Here is a 15350-nt window from a genome sequence, read left to right as displayed (position 1 = left end):
TAACATTTCAGTGCTGAAAGGTATTCCAGATTGTAGTGATATGAATTTTTAATAAAAGATAATTTGAGGAGGAATTATATTATGCAAGTAGGATTAATTGGGTTAGGTAAAATGGGATTAAATTTAGGGAAAAATTTAATGGATCATAAACATGAAGTAGCAGCATTTGATTTAAATGCAAGTGCAGTGGAAGAAATGAAAGAGTACGGGGCTACAGGTACATCTAGTTTAAGTGAACTTGTTCAGTCATTACAAACACCAAGAATTCTTTGGGTAATGGTACCACACGCTGTTGTTGATTCTGTTATTGATGAGGTCACACCACTTTTATCAAAAGGAGATATTTTAATTGAAGCAGGTAATTCACATTATAAAGAGTCTATCCGCCGATATGAACAATTAAAGAAAGATGGCATTCACTTTATGGATGCAGGAACTTCTGGCGGAATGGAAGGCGCTCGTAATGGTGCTTGTTACATGATTGGAGGAGATCAAGAAGCTTGGGACATCGTTGAACCTATCTTCCGCGATACTTCTGTAGAAAATGGATTCTTATATGCTGGAAAAGCTGGTAGTGGTCACTTCTTAAAAATGGTTCATAACGGAATTGAATACGGTATGATGGCTGCTATTGGTGAAGGATTTGAGATTCTAGAGAAAAGTGAATTTGACTACGATTATGAAAAAGTATCAAGAGTATGGAACAACGGTTCAGTCATTCGTTCTTGGTTAATGGAATTAACAGAAAATGCATTTTCTAAAGATGCAAAACTGGATGAAATTAAGGGTGTTATGCATTCTTCTGGTGAAGGAAAATGGACAGTAGAAACAGCATTAGACCTTCAAACAGCAACTCCTGTTATCGCAATGTCTCTATTAATGCGCTACCGCTCATTAGACAATGATACATTTACAGGAAAAGTTGTAGCAGCTCTGCGCAATGAATTTGGCGGACATGCAGTAGAAAAGAAATAAAGTGAAACTTTAATAAGTAGGGGCTTTATTCCACATCAATCGGGCTTTTACGGGATAAGCATATTAAACATGTAACTCATCAACGTTTAAAAACTGGAGGGAATTGATCATGAAATTTTTTATTGATACTGCAAATCTTGAGGACATAAAAAAAGCATATAAACTTGGAGTTTTAGCTGGTGTTACAACGAATCCTTCTTTAGTAGCAAAAGAGGGCGTTAAGTTTGAAGACCGTATCGCAGAAATTTGTCAGGCAGTACCTAAAGTTGAGTCTGTTTCGGCAGAAGTAACGCCAGATGCTGTTACAGCTGAAGAAATGATTGCTCAAGCAGAAGAATTAATTAAAATTAACGGTGGCGATAAAAACGTCACGATAAAACTTCCAATGACGCTAGCAGGATTAGAAGCTTGTCGCTATCTTACTGAAAAAGGTGTGAAAACGAACGTTACACTTATTTTCACTGTGAACCAAGCACTTTTAGCTGCTCGAGCAGGTGCAACGTATGTTTCTCCATTTTTAGGACGCTTAGATGATATTTCTGAAGATGGTGTACTATTAGTTGCTAAAATTGCTGAATTATTCGATGTTCATCAATTAGATACACAAATTATTGCGGCTTCTGTCAGACATCCAGATCATGTAACTCGTGTAGCGATGGCAGGTGCTCACATTGCAACAATCCCTTATAAAGTAATCGAGCAACTTGCTATGCACCCATTAACAGACCAAGGTATTGAGAAATTTGCTGCGGATTGGGCGAAAGCTCCTAAATTATAATGCATGAAAGTGAAGGTGCTTTCCGAAAATTGCTTTTCATGAGAGGACAAATCCTAAGTAACTTCATCGTTTAAACTGGATCCTGATTTTGTAGTCTTACTACGTGAAAAAAGCAGAGATGAAAGTGTCATTCACTTTTAAAAAAGGAAAAATTGATCGCGCGAAGCGTTTATCACAATAACATTATAATTATGAAAGAGAAATCCCCTTATTAGAGAGATGAGTTATAGTGTATCTCTAATAAGGGAGATTCTTTTTATATAAATCATTATGATGTGAAGATGCTTTTAAACGTATAGCAATATGAAAAGGTATCTTTTACTCAAGTAAGAACTATATAGGTTCTTTTCATTATATAGTATTTATGAAAGGGTTTACATAAAGGGGGATTGAGTATGAATATGTACCTTTTAATTATTACATTATTATCAATTGTAATTGTTATTTTAGGGGTATCGTGGTGGAGATGGCATGCGTTTATTAGTTTAACGATTGCAAGTTTGTTTTTAGCAATTATGTCTGGAATGCCAATGGATAAAATAGTAAGTGCTTATGAAACGGGAGTTGGAAGTGTTCTCGGGCATTTAGTAGGTATTTTAGTATTAGGTACAATTTTAGGGAAAATGATGGCAGAGTCAGGTGCTGGAATGCAGGTGGCAGAGTTCTTTATAAAATCCTTTGGGATAAAAAACTTACCATGGGCTATGTTAATTGCAGGTTTTATTATTGGAATCCCGGTGTTTTTTGAAGTAGGTATTTTAATATTACTACCGTTAGTAATTTCAATTCATAAAACAACGAAACAAAATATTTTATTGATAGCATTACCAGCAATTGCTGGGCTATCTGTCGTACACGGCCTTGTTCCTCCGCATCCAGGGGCAATTGTAGCAATTGGTATTTATAAAGCGAATCTTGGGAAGGTACTAATGTATTCACTCATTATTACATTTTTTGCAGCGATTATTGCAGGTCCTATATTTGCGAAATGGATTCACAAACGTGTAATTCCTGAAAATGAGCCAGAATTGATTCGTGTAAATACAAAATCAACGAAATTACCAGGAATAGGAGTTTCATTTTTAGTTATTTTGTTACCTGTTATGTTAATGGTTTTAGCTGCAGCAGCTCCTTATGTGCCTCTTTCTACTACTTTGATGAAGACTGTCACATTAATCGGTAGTCCTATCATTGCACTATTGATTGCATGTTTTGCAGCGTTTTATTTTCTTGGATTTCGCCAAGGTATCGATAAAAAGGCTATTAAGAAGGTAACAGAAGATAGCTTATTACCAATCGGTTCAATTGTTGCGATTATTGGTGCCGGCGGGGGATTTAAGCAAATTCTTATCGATAGTGGTGTAGGCAATGCTATTGCTCAAATGTCTGAGCATTTAGCACTATCTCCAATTGTATTAGCATTTATAGTAGCTGGATTAATTCGAATTGCGACAGGGTCAGCGACAGTCGCTTTAACAACAGCGGCGGGCATCGTTTCACCAATCGTTGAAAATACGACAGGTGTGAATTTAGAGTTACTCGTTATTGCAACAGGTGCAGGAGCATTAATGTTTTCACACGTAAACGATGCTGGTTTTTGGATGGTAAAAGAATACCTAGGGTTAACAGTGAAAGAAACATTTAAAACATGGACAGTATTAGAAACGTTACTTTCATTTATCGCTTTTGGAGGAGTTTTACTACTCGATATGTTTGTTTAAAATAATAAGGATATTTTTATATGAATTGAGAGAGACAACTTTAGCACATAACGTTATGAACAGATAAAATAAATATATTTTTATGGTTCTTATATGATTAGGATACTGTAGGGATTTTTGTTAGGAGGAAGAAATGGTGAGCTCAAAATATATGATTGGTGTAGACATTGGGACAACTAGTACAAAATCAGTTCTATTTTCTACTGATGGATCTGTTATTGCAAGTCATGGAATTGAATATCCTTTATATTCTCCTACACCTGAAATAGCAGAACAAGACCCAGAAGAAATTTTTCGTGCAGTAATAAATACGATTAAAGAAACTATACAATCAAGTAGTGTACAGCCAAGTGATATTCTTTGTGTCTCTTTTAGCTCGGCAATGCATAGTATCATTGCCGTAGATGAAAAGGGAGAGCCGTTAACGAGATGTATCACTTGGGCAGATAATAGAAGTGCAAGCTGGGCGGAGAAAATAAAGAATGATATGAATGGTCATGAAATTTACCTTCGTACTGGGACACCAATTCATCCGATGTCACCACTTTCGAAATTAGTTTGGCTACAGAATGAGCAGGCAGAGTTATTCGCAAAAAGTTATAAATTCATTTCTATTAAAGAATATGTTTTTTACAAGTTATATAAAGAGTATGTAATTGATTATTCTATAGCGTCAGCAACAGGGATGTTTAATTTGAAATCTTTAAAATGGGATGACGAGGCTTTACATGTTGCGGGAATTACAGATGAAAAGCTTTCAAAGCTTGTTCCAACAACGCACAGTTTAACAGGATTAGATGAAGAGCTTGCCAAAGAGATGAATGTACTTGTTTCTACGCCTTTTGTAGTAGGAGCGAGTGATGGAGTCCTATCCAATTTAGGTGTAAATGCAATTGATCCTGGTGTTGTGGCTGTTACAATTGGTACAAGCGGTGCGATACGTGCTGTAACAAATCGTCCTGTAACAGATCCAAAAGGTAGAATTTTTTGTTATGCGTTAACTGAAGACCATTGGGTAATCGGTGGACCAGTGAATAACGGCGGTATGATTTTCAGATGGGCTCGTGACCAATTGGGTACTTCAGAGATTGAACTTGCGAAGCGTTTAGGGAAAGATCCATATGAAGTACTTACTGAAATAGCAGCAAAAGTGAATCCTGGATCTGACGGTTTATTGTTTCACCCGTATTTAGCAGGGGAAAGAGCTCCTTTATGGAATGCAAATGCACGAGGATCTTTCTTTGGACTCGGATTGCATCATAAGAAAGAACATCTTATCCGTGCTGTTTTAGAAGGAGTAATTTATAATTTATATACGGTTCTTCTCGCTTTAAAAGAGTTAATTGGCGAACCGAAAAAAATTCAAGCGACAGGCGGCTTTGCAAGGTCGGAGCTTTGGAGACAGATGATGGCGGACATCTTCCATCAAGACGTATATGTTCCGGAAAGTTTTGAAAGCTCTTGCTTAGGAGCTGCAATCCTCGGTTTATATAGTTTAGGTGAAGTAGATACGTTGCATGTAGTTTCTGAAATGGTAGGTGCGAATTTCCACCATGAACCAAACATGGAAAGTGTGGAAAAGTATAAAGATTTAACACCAATCTATATTCGTCTGTCTCGTCAATTGGAAGAAGAATATGAAAGTATAGCAGCGTACCAAAAAAAGTGGGTTTAAAAGCTAGTTACCAAGAAAATATGGTAACGTATAAAGAGGTACTCCGATTTTTTAGGATACTCTTTCAACATAAAATATTTTAAGAAGCATGATGAACGAAAAATATAGGGAGAGAGGGTTATGAAAATGAAGGATAACAAAGAGTTTATTGGATATGTTGGAACTTACACGAAAGAAAATAGCGAAGGAATATATAAATTTACGCTAGATGTAGAAGCAAAAAAAATTAGTAATGTAACACTTGCCGCTAAGCTGGATAACCCTACATATGTAACGATTAACCGAAATAATGAATATCTCTATTCCGTTGTTAAGGAAGGCGAATCTGGCGGTGTAGCTGCGTATTCCATTGATAGTCATACTGGAGAACTAAAAGCGAAAAATAGACAAGTAGTAGAAGGTGCTTCTCCTTGTCATATTAGTGTTGATAGTGGAAATCATACAGTAGTTACAGCGAATTACCATAAAGGAACGATTGAGTCTTTTGAAATAAATGAAGAAAATGGAACTGTAAATCCTGCTTCATCTATTATGGCACATGAAGGTTCAGGTCCGAATAAAGAAAGACAAGAAAAACCACATGCACATTACGCGGGGTACACTCCTGATGAAAAATATGTAGTGGGCGTTGATTTAGGGATAGATAAAATAATTACGTATGAAGTAAAAGATAGTACATTAACAGAAGTGAATCGTTTATCTGTAAATCCAGGAAGTGGTCCAAGACATATTACTTTTCATCCGAATGGAAAGTATGCATATGTGATGACGGAGCTTAGTTCAGAGGTTATTGTGTTAACCTATAATCCTGCAGAAGGATCCTTTACAGAATTACAGTATATTTCTACTGTTCCAGAAGAGTTTGATGAAAATAATCAAGGAAGTGCGATTCATATTTCTTCTGACGGCCGTTTTGTATATGCAGGTAATCGTGGTCATAATAGTATCGCTGTTTATAGCGTAGATCAAAATTCAGGTCAGCTTACATTTGTTGAACACACATCTACAGAAGGAAATTGGCCAAGAGACTTTGTATTAGATCCTACTGAAAAGTTCCTTGTTGCTACAAATGAAAAGTCACATAATCTTGTGTTATTTTCAAGAGATGAATCTACAGGTAAGTTAACACTTTTACAATCTGATGTTGCTGTGCCAGAGCCTGTTTGTGTGAAGTTTGTAAATGTTTAAGTTGTGTTCGATATAATTTCATAAACTCAGAAAATAATAAAAAGCAAAGCGATATCGCTTTGCTTTTTATTATTTCTTTTTCGGTCTACGTACTAATTCGCCGCCGCAGTTTGGACAAACGTTATGTCTTTCTTCTGTACATGGTGCGCAAAATGTACATTCATATACACAAATGTATGCTTCAGAATTTTGTTCGAGCGATTGATCGCAAATTTGACAGTTTGTTTTCATTTCTAGTGCCATAATAAGTCTCCTTTTTAGTTAGAAAATTTATAATTCAATTATAATTCATTAAATAGAAATAGTCCTTTTCAATTGAAAGGAAATCGAATGATAAAGTTATGAATTGAAACGAAAGATGCTGGTTTATTTTAAAATTGATTATTTATTACAGTTGGAATATTATGAAATAGTCAAAAGACAACAGGGGGTATAGATTTTGACTAATCATAACGATCATTTAAAAGCAAACTGCGAAAAATGCTTCGGTCTATGTTGCGTTGCATTACCGTTTGCAGCATCGGTAGATTTTGCAGTGAATAAAGATGGTGGTAAACCGTGTTCCAACTTACAATCAGATTTTAAATGTAGTATACATAAAAATCTTAGAGGAAAAGGTTATAAAGGTTGTACAGTATTTGAATGTTTCGGTGCTGGGCAGAAGATTTCTCAGGGTACGTTTAAAGGGATTGATTGGAGGGAAGATGCAAAGCATGCAAGAAAAATGTACGATGCTTTTCCGGTTATGCATCAACTTCATGAAATGCTTTGGTATTTGAATGAAGCGATTCTTTTAAAGGCAACACAGCCAATTCATAAAGAGCTGGAGACCGCAATTGAGGAGACAGAGCGACTTTCGAATTTAAATCCAGATGAGTTAATGAAAATAAATGTTCCAATGCATAGGGCAGAGGTGAACATTCTTCTTTTAGAAACGAGCGAATTAGTATGGAAGGAAATGAATACTGCGCGTAAGAAACGAATCATTCACCGCGGAGCAGACCTTATGGGAGCGAATCTGAAAAAGAAAAATTTACAAGGTGCAAATTTAAGAGGAGCTTACTTAATTGCGGCTAACTTAAATGGTGCAGATTTAAGAGGAGCAGATCTCATCGGAGCAGATTTGCGAGATGCAGATATTCGCGGGGCTGATTTTACTAATAGTATTTTTCTGACGCAAGTTCAAGTTAATGCTGCTAGAGGGGACAAACATACGAAATTACCGAAATTATTGTCTCGTCCATCGCATTGGAGTGCGTAAAGAGTGAGGAGTATTTAGTGTGGATATATTTCAGTATTTAGAAGAGATGCAAGAGGATGTCTTTTCGTTAGCAGTAGAGCAAATAGAAGCGAAGTATTATGATATTTGTTGCATGTTGGCGTCTACAGAATATGCAGAACGAATTAAAGTAATTGATGTAGAGTCATATAAGGTAAGTATTCGAGTAGGTTTGGATGCAGCTGTAGAAATGGCTACTAATGAAGAAGCAAAAGCGATTTATTTTGAGTATGACCTTGATAACGAGTGGACTAGTCAGTTTTATATTTGTGAGGAGTATGCTCCACTTGAAGAAGAGGATGATGATTGGGCTTCTGAATGGACATATGATGTTGAGGGACCGGAGTCTGTAGAATTAGCGGATATGTATAATGAAAATGGCTTTGACACAAGTGAAAAAGCAATTGGTATCACTTTATATTTAATTGCTAAAACGCTGTGTAGTTTTATAAGTGTACGTAGTGAAGTGCAAAATAATATACCGATTTGTATTGGTTTTCACGACCAAGATCCAATAATGCGAACAGGCAGAGACTAAGAATCTCTGCCTGCTTTTTATTTCTTTTCAAAAGTAGTAATGAAAACGCTACATATAATAAGAATACCACCAATAAAAAAGTTACTATTTAATGTTTCATTTAATAAGAGCCAACCAAGTAACGATCCAACGATAGGTTGGAAGAAGAAAAATAAGGAACCTATGCTTGCATCCAGTAATTCTAATCCTTTATTCCAAAGGAAAAAGGCACCTGCTGTTGAGACGATTCCTAAGTATAATACGCCTAATATTACGTACGTATTTACTGTTCCGATAGAGGCCGCTTGTAGCTCCCATATCATAAAAGGTGTAATAAAAAAGAGTGAAAAGAAAATTGCGTACGTTGTAATAACTAAGGATGAAAATTGGATTGAAGCGATTTTTACATAAATAGATAGTAAAGCCCACGTAATAGCGGCTCCAACTAAAATGATTGTTCCAATAAAATAGGAGCCAATTTCAATATCCCATCCGATTACGATAATGACACCGATTGTCGCTATTATAGTAGATAAAAGTCTACGAGCAGTTAGTTTTTCTTTCAAAATGAGCGCTGCAAATATAACCATAAATGCAGGTGTAGCTGATGTAACTAACGAGCCTGTATGAGCGTCGGATAATTTTGTTCCGATAAATTGGCATGTGATCGAAATGAAATAGCCGATAAATCCAATCCAAGCGAATAGGAGCCAATCTTTTTTGCGAATGGTTACTTTTTTCTTTTGCTTTTTCTCAGCTAGTTTCAAAATGCCATATAAAACAACAAAAGCGATAATAAAGCGTAGCCAAACGAGTGTTAGTGGTGGAATGAAATCGAGTACGTATTTGCTAACAACATACATACCGCCCCATATACTTGCTGCTAGTGATAAGCATATAGCTCCTAAAATGGTTTGTTTCATTTGAAGTACCTCCGTCTATTTTTAGGGTAATATGAGTTCCCTAAGACGAGGCATAGTGTATGTGTTATAAGCCCGTCTTAGTTTATAGACGGCCTACAGGTTGATCGTTTTCGAATGAAGTGTTGTAGTACATGAGTGCATTCCTCCTTCATAATTTTATAATGATATTATAACTTAATTTTCTGATTATTGGAGAGTGTTATGAAATATATCGTTATAAAATCACATGTTAGCAATTATCCTAATCCAATTCGCTTAGAAGAGGGGGATGTAGTGAAAATGATAGAGAGTTACGCTGGTCCTGAAAATTGGGAAAACTGGATGTTTTGTCACGAAGAGAAATATGACCGGAAAGGATGGGTTCCGGAGCAAATTATAAGAAAAGATATGAATGGAACGGGAATTATTATAAAACAATATACTGCGAAAGAATTAAATGTGAGTATTGGAGAAAGATTGATCGGATTAGAAGAATTGAATGGATGGGTTTGGTGCGAAGGAAGAGATGGTGAGAAGGGCTGGGTACCGAAGGAAAACTTACAAAAATATTAATAATAATATTTGACCGATAATTAGGAAACATATTTTTGCTTATGAGTATATTGGTTGTAGGATAAAAAGTAGATTAATAGAGAAAGAGGAGGAGATTATTATAACTACAACCGTTATTTCACATTTTTACAATGAAGAGTATTTATTGCCATGGTGGCTTATGCATCATACGAAACTTTTTGATCATGGTATTTTAATTAATAAAGGTTCAACAGATCGTTCCGTTGAGATTTGTAAAAAATTCGCACCGCATTGGGAGGTGCGAGATTCTGTAAATCCAGAGTTTGATGCATATGCGACAGATCATGAAGTGATGAGGATAGAACAAGAAGTACAAGGATGGAAAATGATTTTAAATACGACTGAGTTTCTTTGCGTGCAAGATAAAAATCAGTTTTGGAAATCGCTACATGAATTGGGGGGGAGGATGTATTGGCTGGACGGGCTTATTATGGTTGATGATCCTAACTGCAACTATCCTGACCTTAACTTTGGAATACCTTTAATGAAACAGCGATTTCATGGTTATTTACCAGAAGATTGGCCGTTATGGAGAAGAGGTAGATTTATTCATAATCATGAGCATGGAAGTTATACGGTTGGAAGACATTTATCTGCGCATGAATCGATGATTTATCCACCTCTTGCTTGTATATTATGGTTTGGGTTTAGTCCGTGGAACGATGTGATGAGAAAGAGAAAGTTACAAATTGGTCCGACTCTTTCTGAAGCTAGTAAGCATGGGGGAATGGGGACGCACCATATTATTACGCCGGAAAGATTAGAAGAATGGTATAAGGAATTAGCGAGAGGAACGAAGGATTTACGTTTTAGTGACGTATATCGTTATGTTTTTGTATAAATGATTCCCACCATAAAATTGTTTCTTCTATTCCTGTATTTAAATCGTATGTTGGTTTCCAGTTTACTTCAGTTTTTAAACGTTCTACACTAACGCCGACGAATAAAGGTTCATCTTTAGAGAAAGGAATCGCGTCTAGTTTAATTAAATGTTCTTTTCCTATCTTTTTAGCGATGATAGAAGCTAGTTCTTTAATTTGTACAGATTGACCTGAAGCGATATTGATGGTGCCTGTAACGCCATGTTCTAATACTGTTACGAGAGCGTCAGCGACGTCACTCACATGGAGGAAATCTCTCGATTGTTTTCCATGTGTACATAGTGCTTCCTCATTTTTTAATAAGGAAGTGATAATGTTAGAAACGAGCCGATTACCTTGTTCGTGAGGTCCATACATATGAAAAATGCGGCCCCAACACATGCTGAGGCCTGTTTGTTGTGCATACGTTTCTAGCCAGGAGTGCAGTGCATTTTTACATAAAGAATACGGGGTTTTATAGGAAAGGAGCGGTGAATCTTCAAATAATACGCCGTTAAACCATTCGTACTCTGCGCCAGTACCTGCAACGACAACACGCTTTCCGCCGCATGTTGTGAAGTGTTGAATCAATGAAATACTAGACTTTAGCCAATAGTAATTATTAATAGATACATAGCATGCTGGTGGCACTGCTTCCCAAGCAAGGTGAATGAGATGGCTAGGCTGAACATCCGAAATGAATTGTTTTACTTCGTCATCGCGAAGCAAGTTTACTTTATGCCAATGGCAAGGGAGGTGAGAGGGGTTATTTTTATTATACGTGGCGTGCACTTCATATCCCTTTTGTATAAGTGAATGTACAACATATTTACCTATCCAGCCACTACCACCTGTTACAACAACTTTCTTCATGGCTCGATCACCTCAACTTCTGGAACCGTCACTAAAAATTTACCGCCCCATTCACGAATGAAAGAGCATTCTTTCATAATTTCGTCTTTCAAATTCCAAGGAAGTATGAAAATGTAATCCGGTTTTGTACGTTTAATTTCTGCTGGAGATTTTACTGGAATACGAGTTCCTGGTAAAAGGAGATTTTGTTTGTGAGGATTTTTATCTACTGTATAAGCTAGAAATTCTTTACCTATCCCGCAATAATTCAAAAGGGTGTTTCCTTTAGCTGGAGCACCGTAACCGATAATTTGTTTGTTTAAAACTTTCGCTTCAATAAAAAACTTTAAAATATTTATTTTCAATTGTTCGATGCGTTTAGAAAAAAGGAGATAGTAATCTAAAGTATCTAACCCGTGGTCGACTTCTTTTTGAATTAATTTTGTAACATTGGAATGGATAGTTGATTGGGCATTTAGATGGTTTACAAAAATCCGTAAGGAACCACCATGCGTTGAAAGTTCTTCTACATCAACAATTTGTAAATGATGATAACTTAAAACTTTTTGAAGGCTTATAAGTGAGAAGTAGGAGAAGTGTTCATGGTAGATGGTATCAAATTGGTTAAAGGATATAAGGTTTAATAAGTGCGGGAATTCAATTGTTATCGTGCCATCACGTTTTAATAGTGTTTTTAAACCAGCGACAAAATCATGCAAGTTCGGAACGTGTGCTAATACGTTATTTGCGACGATTAAATCAGCTTGTGGCAATTTTTTTGCTAAGTCATTACTGAAAAAATTTACATGAGTAGGAATTCCTTTTTTGATAGCAATTTCTGCTACGTTTTTCGCGGGTTCAATTCCCAATGTCTCGATATTTTCTTTTTTAAAGTATTGTAATAAGTACCCATCGTTACTTGCGATTTCAATCACTTTTGAATGTTTCGTTAAGTTGAAACGCTTAATCGCCATTTCTACGTATTGTTTAGCGTGTAGTAGCCAACTTGAGGAGTAAGAGCTGAAGTATAAATAGTTATGAAAAATATTTTGTGGGGATTCAAATTCATCTAGCTGTACGAGTAAACAAGAGTTACAAACAAATGTGTGCAGCGGATAAAAAGGTTCCATTTTATATGAGCTTTCAGGAGCTACAAATGAATTAGCAAGAGGGGAAACGCCCAAATCTAAAAAAGTGTTGGTTAGTAATGAGTGGCAAAAACGGCATTTTTTCTGTTCCATTTTATAGCCCCCTTATAAATTTTTGAATGCATCGATTTGTTGTCGTGTGAAAGATTCTATATTTTCACCAGATGCATATTTTTTGTACCAATCAACAGTCCAAGCGATAGCATCATCTGTTGATAACTTAGGAGTCCAGCCGAGTTTATTTACTGCTTTTGTACTGTCGAGTGTTAAAACAGGTGATTCATAAGGAGTATTTGTAGAGGAGGAAATGATTGTTAGTGGGTTATTCCATAATTTTATTACAGATTCAATGACATCATGAACGGTTCTGTTAGGTTCATTCATTGGGCCGAAATTCCACGCTTCTGCATATTTATCATCATTCCAAAGTTTCTCAGCTAAAAGGATATAGCCATGTAGAGGATCTAAAACATGTTGCCACGGACGGACGGCATATTTGTTTCGAATATACAAAGTATGATTGTGCAAATATGCCCGAATGATATCAGGGAATAATCGATCTTCTGCCCAATCACCACCGCCGATGACGTTACCAGCTCTGACTGAGGCGAGTTTCTGGGTATTAGTGCGGAAGAATGATTTTTGATAGGATGTTGCCACTATTTCAGCGCAAGCTTTACTAGCGCTATAAGGGTCGAAACCTCCTAGTCGGTCATTTTCCACGAACGCTCGGTCGCCACTACTGTCATTCTCATAACATTTATCGCTTGTCACATTAATAATGGCACGTACGCTTTCGACGGACTTTGCTGCTTCTAGCACGTGGACAGTACCTAAAACATTCGTTTTGAATGTATCGATAGGATTTTTGTATGAAGCGGTTACGATTGGCTGAGCTGCTAAATGAAATATTATGTCAGGTTTATGCTGCTTCATGGCATGAAATAAAGAATGGTAATCTGTAATATCGCCTTTCATTGTCGTGCACTCTTTTGCTACGTTACCTTGTTCAAAAATGTTAGGAATGGATGGGGGATGAGAAGAAAAGCCTACTACTTCTGCACCTAAAGAACTTAAGAAAAGGGTGAGCCAGGAGCCTTTAAATCCAGTATGTCCTGTAATAAATACTTTTTTCTTATTCCAAAAAGATGATGAAGCCATATTACCAAACCTTCCACGGAGCGCTATTACTTTCCCATAGCTCGACTAATTTATTTTTATCGCGCAATGTATCCATCGGATGCCAAAAACCAGAATGTTGATATGCGGTCAATTCATTTTTGTTTACTAACTGAACTAAAGTGTCTGTTTCAAAAACAGACTTATCTCCACTAATGTAATTGAAAACTTCAGGATTTAAAACGAAAAATCCACCGTTAACCCATCCGCCATCACCTAATGGTTTTTCTTGAAAAGATGTTACAGACTGTTTATCTAATATGAGAGAACCAAATCTACCAGGAGGTTGTACGGCAGTAACAGTAGCCATTTTTCCATGTTTTTTATGGAATGTAATAAGTTCTTTTATATTTACATTACTTAATCCATCACCATAAGTGAGGCAGAAAGGTTCGTCTCCGACATAATTTTGAATCTTTTTCACTCGGCCACCCGTTTCGGTATTTACACCAGTATCGATTAGTGTAACTTTCCATGGTTCTACACGATGAGAATGGCTAGTAATTGTATTATCGTTTAACTGTATTGTGAAATCAGACATGTGTAAGTTGTAATTTAGAAAGAACTCTTTAATTGCATATCCTTTATAGCCTAAGCAAATAATAAACTCAGTAATTCCGTAATGACTATACAAACTCATAATGTGCCATAGAATGGGTTTTGTTCCAATTTCAATCATAGGTTTCGGTTTTAAATGTGTTTCTTCCCCAATTCTTGTACCGTACCCACCAGCAAGAATAACAGCTTTCATTTTTTCCTCCTAAAATAAAAATTTATTATTTATACAGTATTCATGTTTTATGCAAATGAGATTGTTTTTGATTAAGTGAATGAAAATGTTTGAGGTGATGACGATGCAGAAAGTATTACGGTTTGAATTTTGGGAATAATTCTTGATATTCAGGGTTATGACGGAGGTCTTGTGTTAGGTTACTAAGCTCTAAAAAACGTATGTCCAGTACTTCAGGAGATTGACCGTAATGTGTTTGAAGTCCCATTTGAACACCCCTTTTTGAAAGGGTAGGTGTAATTTGTAATTTTCTTGCCTTTGATTGTTCATTCCAAGGGCTAAAATAAAATTTTAAAATAAATGAAGGATAGTCATAAATTATATATCCGTGCCGCGAATGATGTCTACCAGGTAAATATGCACCGTCTAGATGATTGTGAATAAATCTCCAAGCACATCCGAGATTTGGGTTATAAGGGAAGACACCGTGGTATCGCTGTTCTACTAAGGGGATAGAATATCTAGGCTTTGAATAATTATAATTATGATTATCTATCATTAAAATCATTCTAATCGCATACATGTTTTGGCCTAGTGTATGAAGAGATGAAAAAAATTCTTCAGTATTATTACAACAAAAGAATTCAGTAGTATTTAAAACGATTTTCCAACCTGAAACTTCTCTTTCAATTTCCATCACTTCAATATCAGTATTAGTTGGATCAAACTCAAGAAATCTTGAATTTCGTACTTCCCAGTGGGGTGCTAATAGTTTACAAATCTCTACGGAACGATCTGTAGACCCTCTATTAATTAAAATGCCGTGATCGAATATTTTCGTGTGATGCATAAGCCACCATGGAAGTAGGTATTCTTCATTATAAAAATGAGAAATGATTGTCTTTTTCATATTAATTCCCTCCTATACAAGCAATCATTATTAGTAGGATAT

General features: G+C 36.1%; 16 protein-coding genes. 9 read left to right on the top strand and 7 right to left on the bottom strand.

Translation table 11 applies throughout. The annotated features are described in order from the left end of the window. The first annotated feature begins 81 nt into the window (after positions 1-81). The 5 genes from gnd (at position 82) to C3Y97_RS16605 (ending at position 6337) form a co-directional block, all read left to right on the top strand. Positions 82-975 carry a phosphogluconate dehydrogenase (NAD(+)-dependent, decarboxylating) gene (gene gnd / locus C3Y97_RS16625; protein WP_001195914.1) on the top strand — a complete coding sequence of 298 codons (894 nt, stop codon included), beginning with the start codon at positions 82-84 and terminating at the stop codon, positions 973-975. A 109-nt stretch (positions 976-1084) separates the two neighbouring features. Beyond that, the gene (fsa, locus tag C3Y97_RS16620) at positions 1085-1753 is read left to right on the top strand and encodes a fructose-6-phosphate aldolase (RefSeq protein ID WP_000667692.1); all 669 of its coding nucleotides are present in this window, start codon (positions 1085-1087) and stop codon (positions 1751-1753) included. A gap of 395 nt (positions 1754-2148) precedes the next feature. After that, positions 2149-3474: a gluconate permease GntP gene (gntP, locus tag C3Y97_RS16615; RefSeq protein WP_001057599.1), complete on the top strand. Its 1326-nt coding sequence runs from the start codon at positions 2149-2151 to the stop codon at positions 3472-3474. A gap of 133 nt (positions 3475-3607) precedes the next feature. Further along, positions 3608-5149: a gluconokinase gene (gene gntK / locus C3Y97_RS16610; RefSeq protein ID WP_100655053.1), complete on the top strand. Its 1542-nt coding sequence runs from the start codon at positions 3608-3610 to the stop codon at positions 5147-5149. A 120-nt stretch (positions 5150-5269) separates the two neighbouring features. Next, entirely contained in the window at positions 5270-6337 is a 1068-nt protein-coding gene (locus C3Y97_RS16605; RefSeq protein WP_000782261.1) for a lactonase family protein, read from the top strand. A 69-nt stretch (positions 6338-6406) separates the two neighbouring features. Here C3Y97_RS16605 and C3Y97_RS16600 read toward each other — a convergent pair whose 3' ends face one another. After that, positions 6407-6580 carry a DUF1272 domain-containing protein gene (locus tag C3Y97_RS16600; protein WP_001162792.1) on the bottom strand — a complete coding sequence of 58 codons (174 nt, stop codon included), beginning with the start codon at positions 6578-6580 and terminating at the stop codon, positions 6407-6409. 196 nt (positions 6581-6776) lie between these two features. On the opposite strand from C3Y97_RS16600, the gene C3Y97_RS16595 reads away from it, so the two are divergent. Both C3Y97_RS16595 and C3Y97_RS16590 read left to right on the top strand, forming a co-directional pair. After that, positions 6777-7598, top strand: a complete 822-nt coding sequence (locus C3Y97_RS16595; RefSeq protein WP_000181423.1) for a pentapeptide repeat-containing protein — start codon at positions 6777-6779, stop codon at positions 7596-7598. Positions 7599-7617: 19 nt separating this feature from the next. Beyond that, positions 7618-8154, top strand: a complete 537-nt coding sequence (locus C3Y97_RS16590; protein ID WP_000350943.1) for a hypothetical protein — start codon at positions 7618-7620, stop codon at positions 8152-8154. A gap of 17 nt (positions 8155-8171) precedes the next feature. Here C3Y97_RS16590 and C3Y97_RS16585 read toward each other — a convergent pair whose 3' ends face one another. Further along, positions 8172-9056 (bottom strand): DMT family transporter, encoded by an 885-nt coding sequence (locus tag C3Y97_RS16585; protein WP_000814732.1) that lies wholly within the window; start codon positions 9054-9056, stop codon positions 8172-8174. 201 nt (positions 9057-9257) lie between these two features. Here C3Y97_RS16585 and C3Y97_RS16580 point away from each other — a divergent pair, with 201 nt between their 5' ends. Together C3Y97_RS16580 and C3Y97_RS16575 are read left to right on the top strand one after the other, a co-directional pair. Next, the gene (locus tag C3Y97_RS16580; RefSeq protein ID WP_000875284.1) at positions 9258-9608 is read left to right on the top strand and encodes an SH3 domain-containing protein; all 351 of its coding nucleotides are present in this window, start codon (positions 9258-9260) and stop codon (positions 9606-9608) included. A gap of 61 nt (positions 9609-9669) precedes the next feature. Further along, positions 9670-10470 carry a glycosyltransferase family 2 protein gene (locus tag C3Y97_RS16575; protein ID WP_079998819.1) on the top strand — a complete coding sequence of 267 codons (801 nt, stop codon included), beginning with the start codon at positions 9670-9672 and terminating at the stop codon, positions 10468-10470. Here C3Y97_RS16575 and C3Y97_RS16570 read toward each other — a convergent pair. The 5 genes from C3Y97_RS16570 to C3Y97_RS16550 form a co-directional block, all read right to left on the bottom strand. Next, on the bottom strand, positions 10439-11362 hold the full coding sequence (locus C3Y97_RS16570; RefSeq protein ID WP_000758376.1) for an NAD-dependent epimerase/dehydratase family protein: 924 nt from the start codon (positions 11360-11362) through the stop codon (positions 10439-10441). The two genes, C3Y97_RS16575 and C3Y97_RS16570, sit on opposite strands and share 32 nt — an antisense overlap. Beyond that, the gene (locus C3Y97_RS16565) at positions 11359-12582 is read right to left on the bottom strand and encodes a class I SAM-dependent methyltransferase (protein ID WP_000435779.1); all 1224 of its coding nucleotides are present in this window, start codon (positions 12580-12582) and stop codon (positions 11359-11361) included. Before C3Y97_RS16565 ends, C3Y97_RS16570 begins: the two co-directional genes overlap by 4 nt. A gap of 12 nt (positions 12583-12594) precedes the next feature. Further along, positions 12595-13650: a CDP-glucose 4,6-dehydratase gene (gene rfbG / locus C3Y97_RS16560; protein ID WP_000168662.1), complete on the bottom strand. Its 1056-nt coding sequence runs from the start codon at positions 13648-13650 to the stop codon at positions 12595-12597. Position 13651: 1 nt separating this feature from the next. Further along, positions 13652-14419 (bottom strand): glucose-1-phosphate cytidylyltransferase, encoded by a 768-nt coding sequence (rfbF, locus tag C3Y97_RS16555; protein ID WP_000648808.1) that lies wholly within the window; start codon positions 14417-14419, stop codon positions 13652-13654. Between the two features lie 115 nt (positions 14420-14534). Then, on the bottom strand, positions 14535-15308 hold the full coding sequence (locus C3Y97_RS16550; RefSeq protein WP_000750973.1) for a glycosyltransferase family 2 protein: 774 nt from the start codon (positions 15306-15308) through the stop codon (positions 14535-14537). Positions 15309-15350: the final 42 nt, after the last annotated feature.

Origin of the sequence: Bacillus sp. DU-106 (genome assembly GCF_004799705.1) — a bacterium.
Lineage (GTDB): Bacteria > Bacillota > Bacilli > Bacillales > Bacillaceae_G > Bacillus_A > Bacillus_A cereus.
Note: the sequence above shows the minus strand (reverse complement) of the source record. Positions and strands in the feature narration are given on the sequence as shown.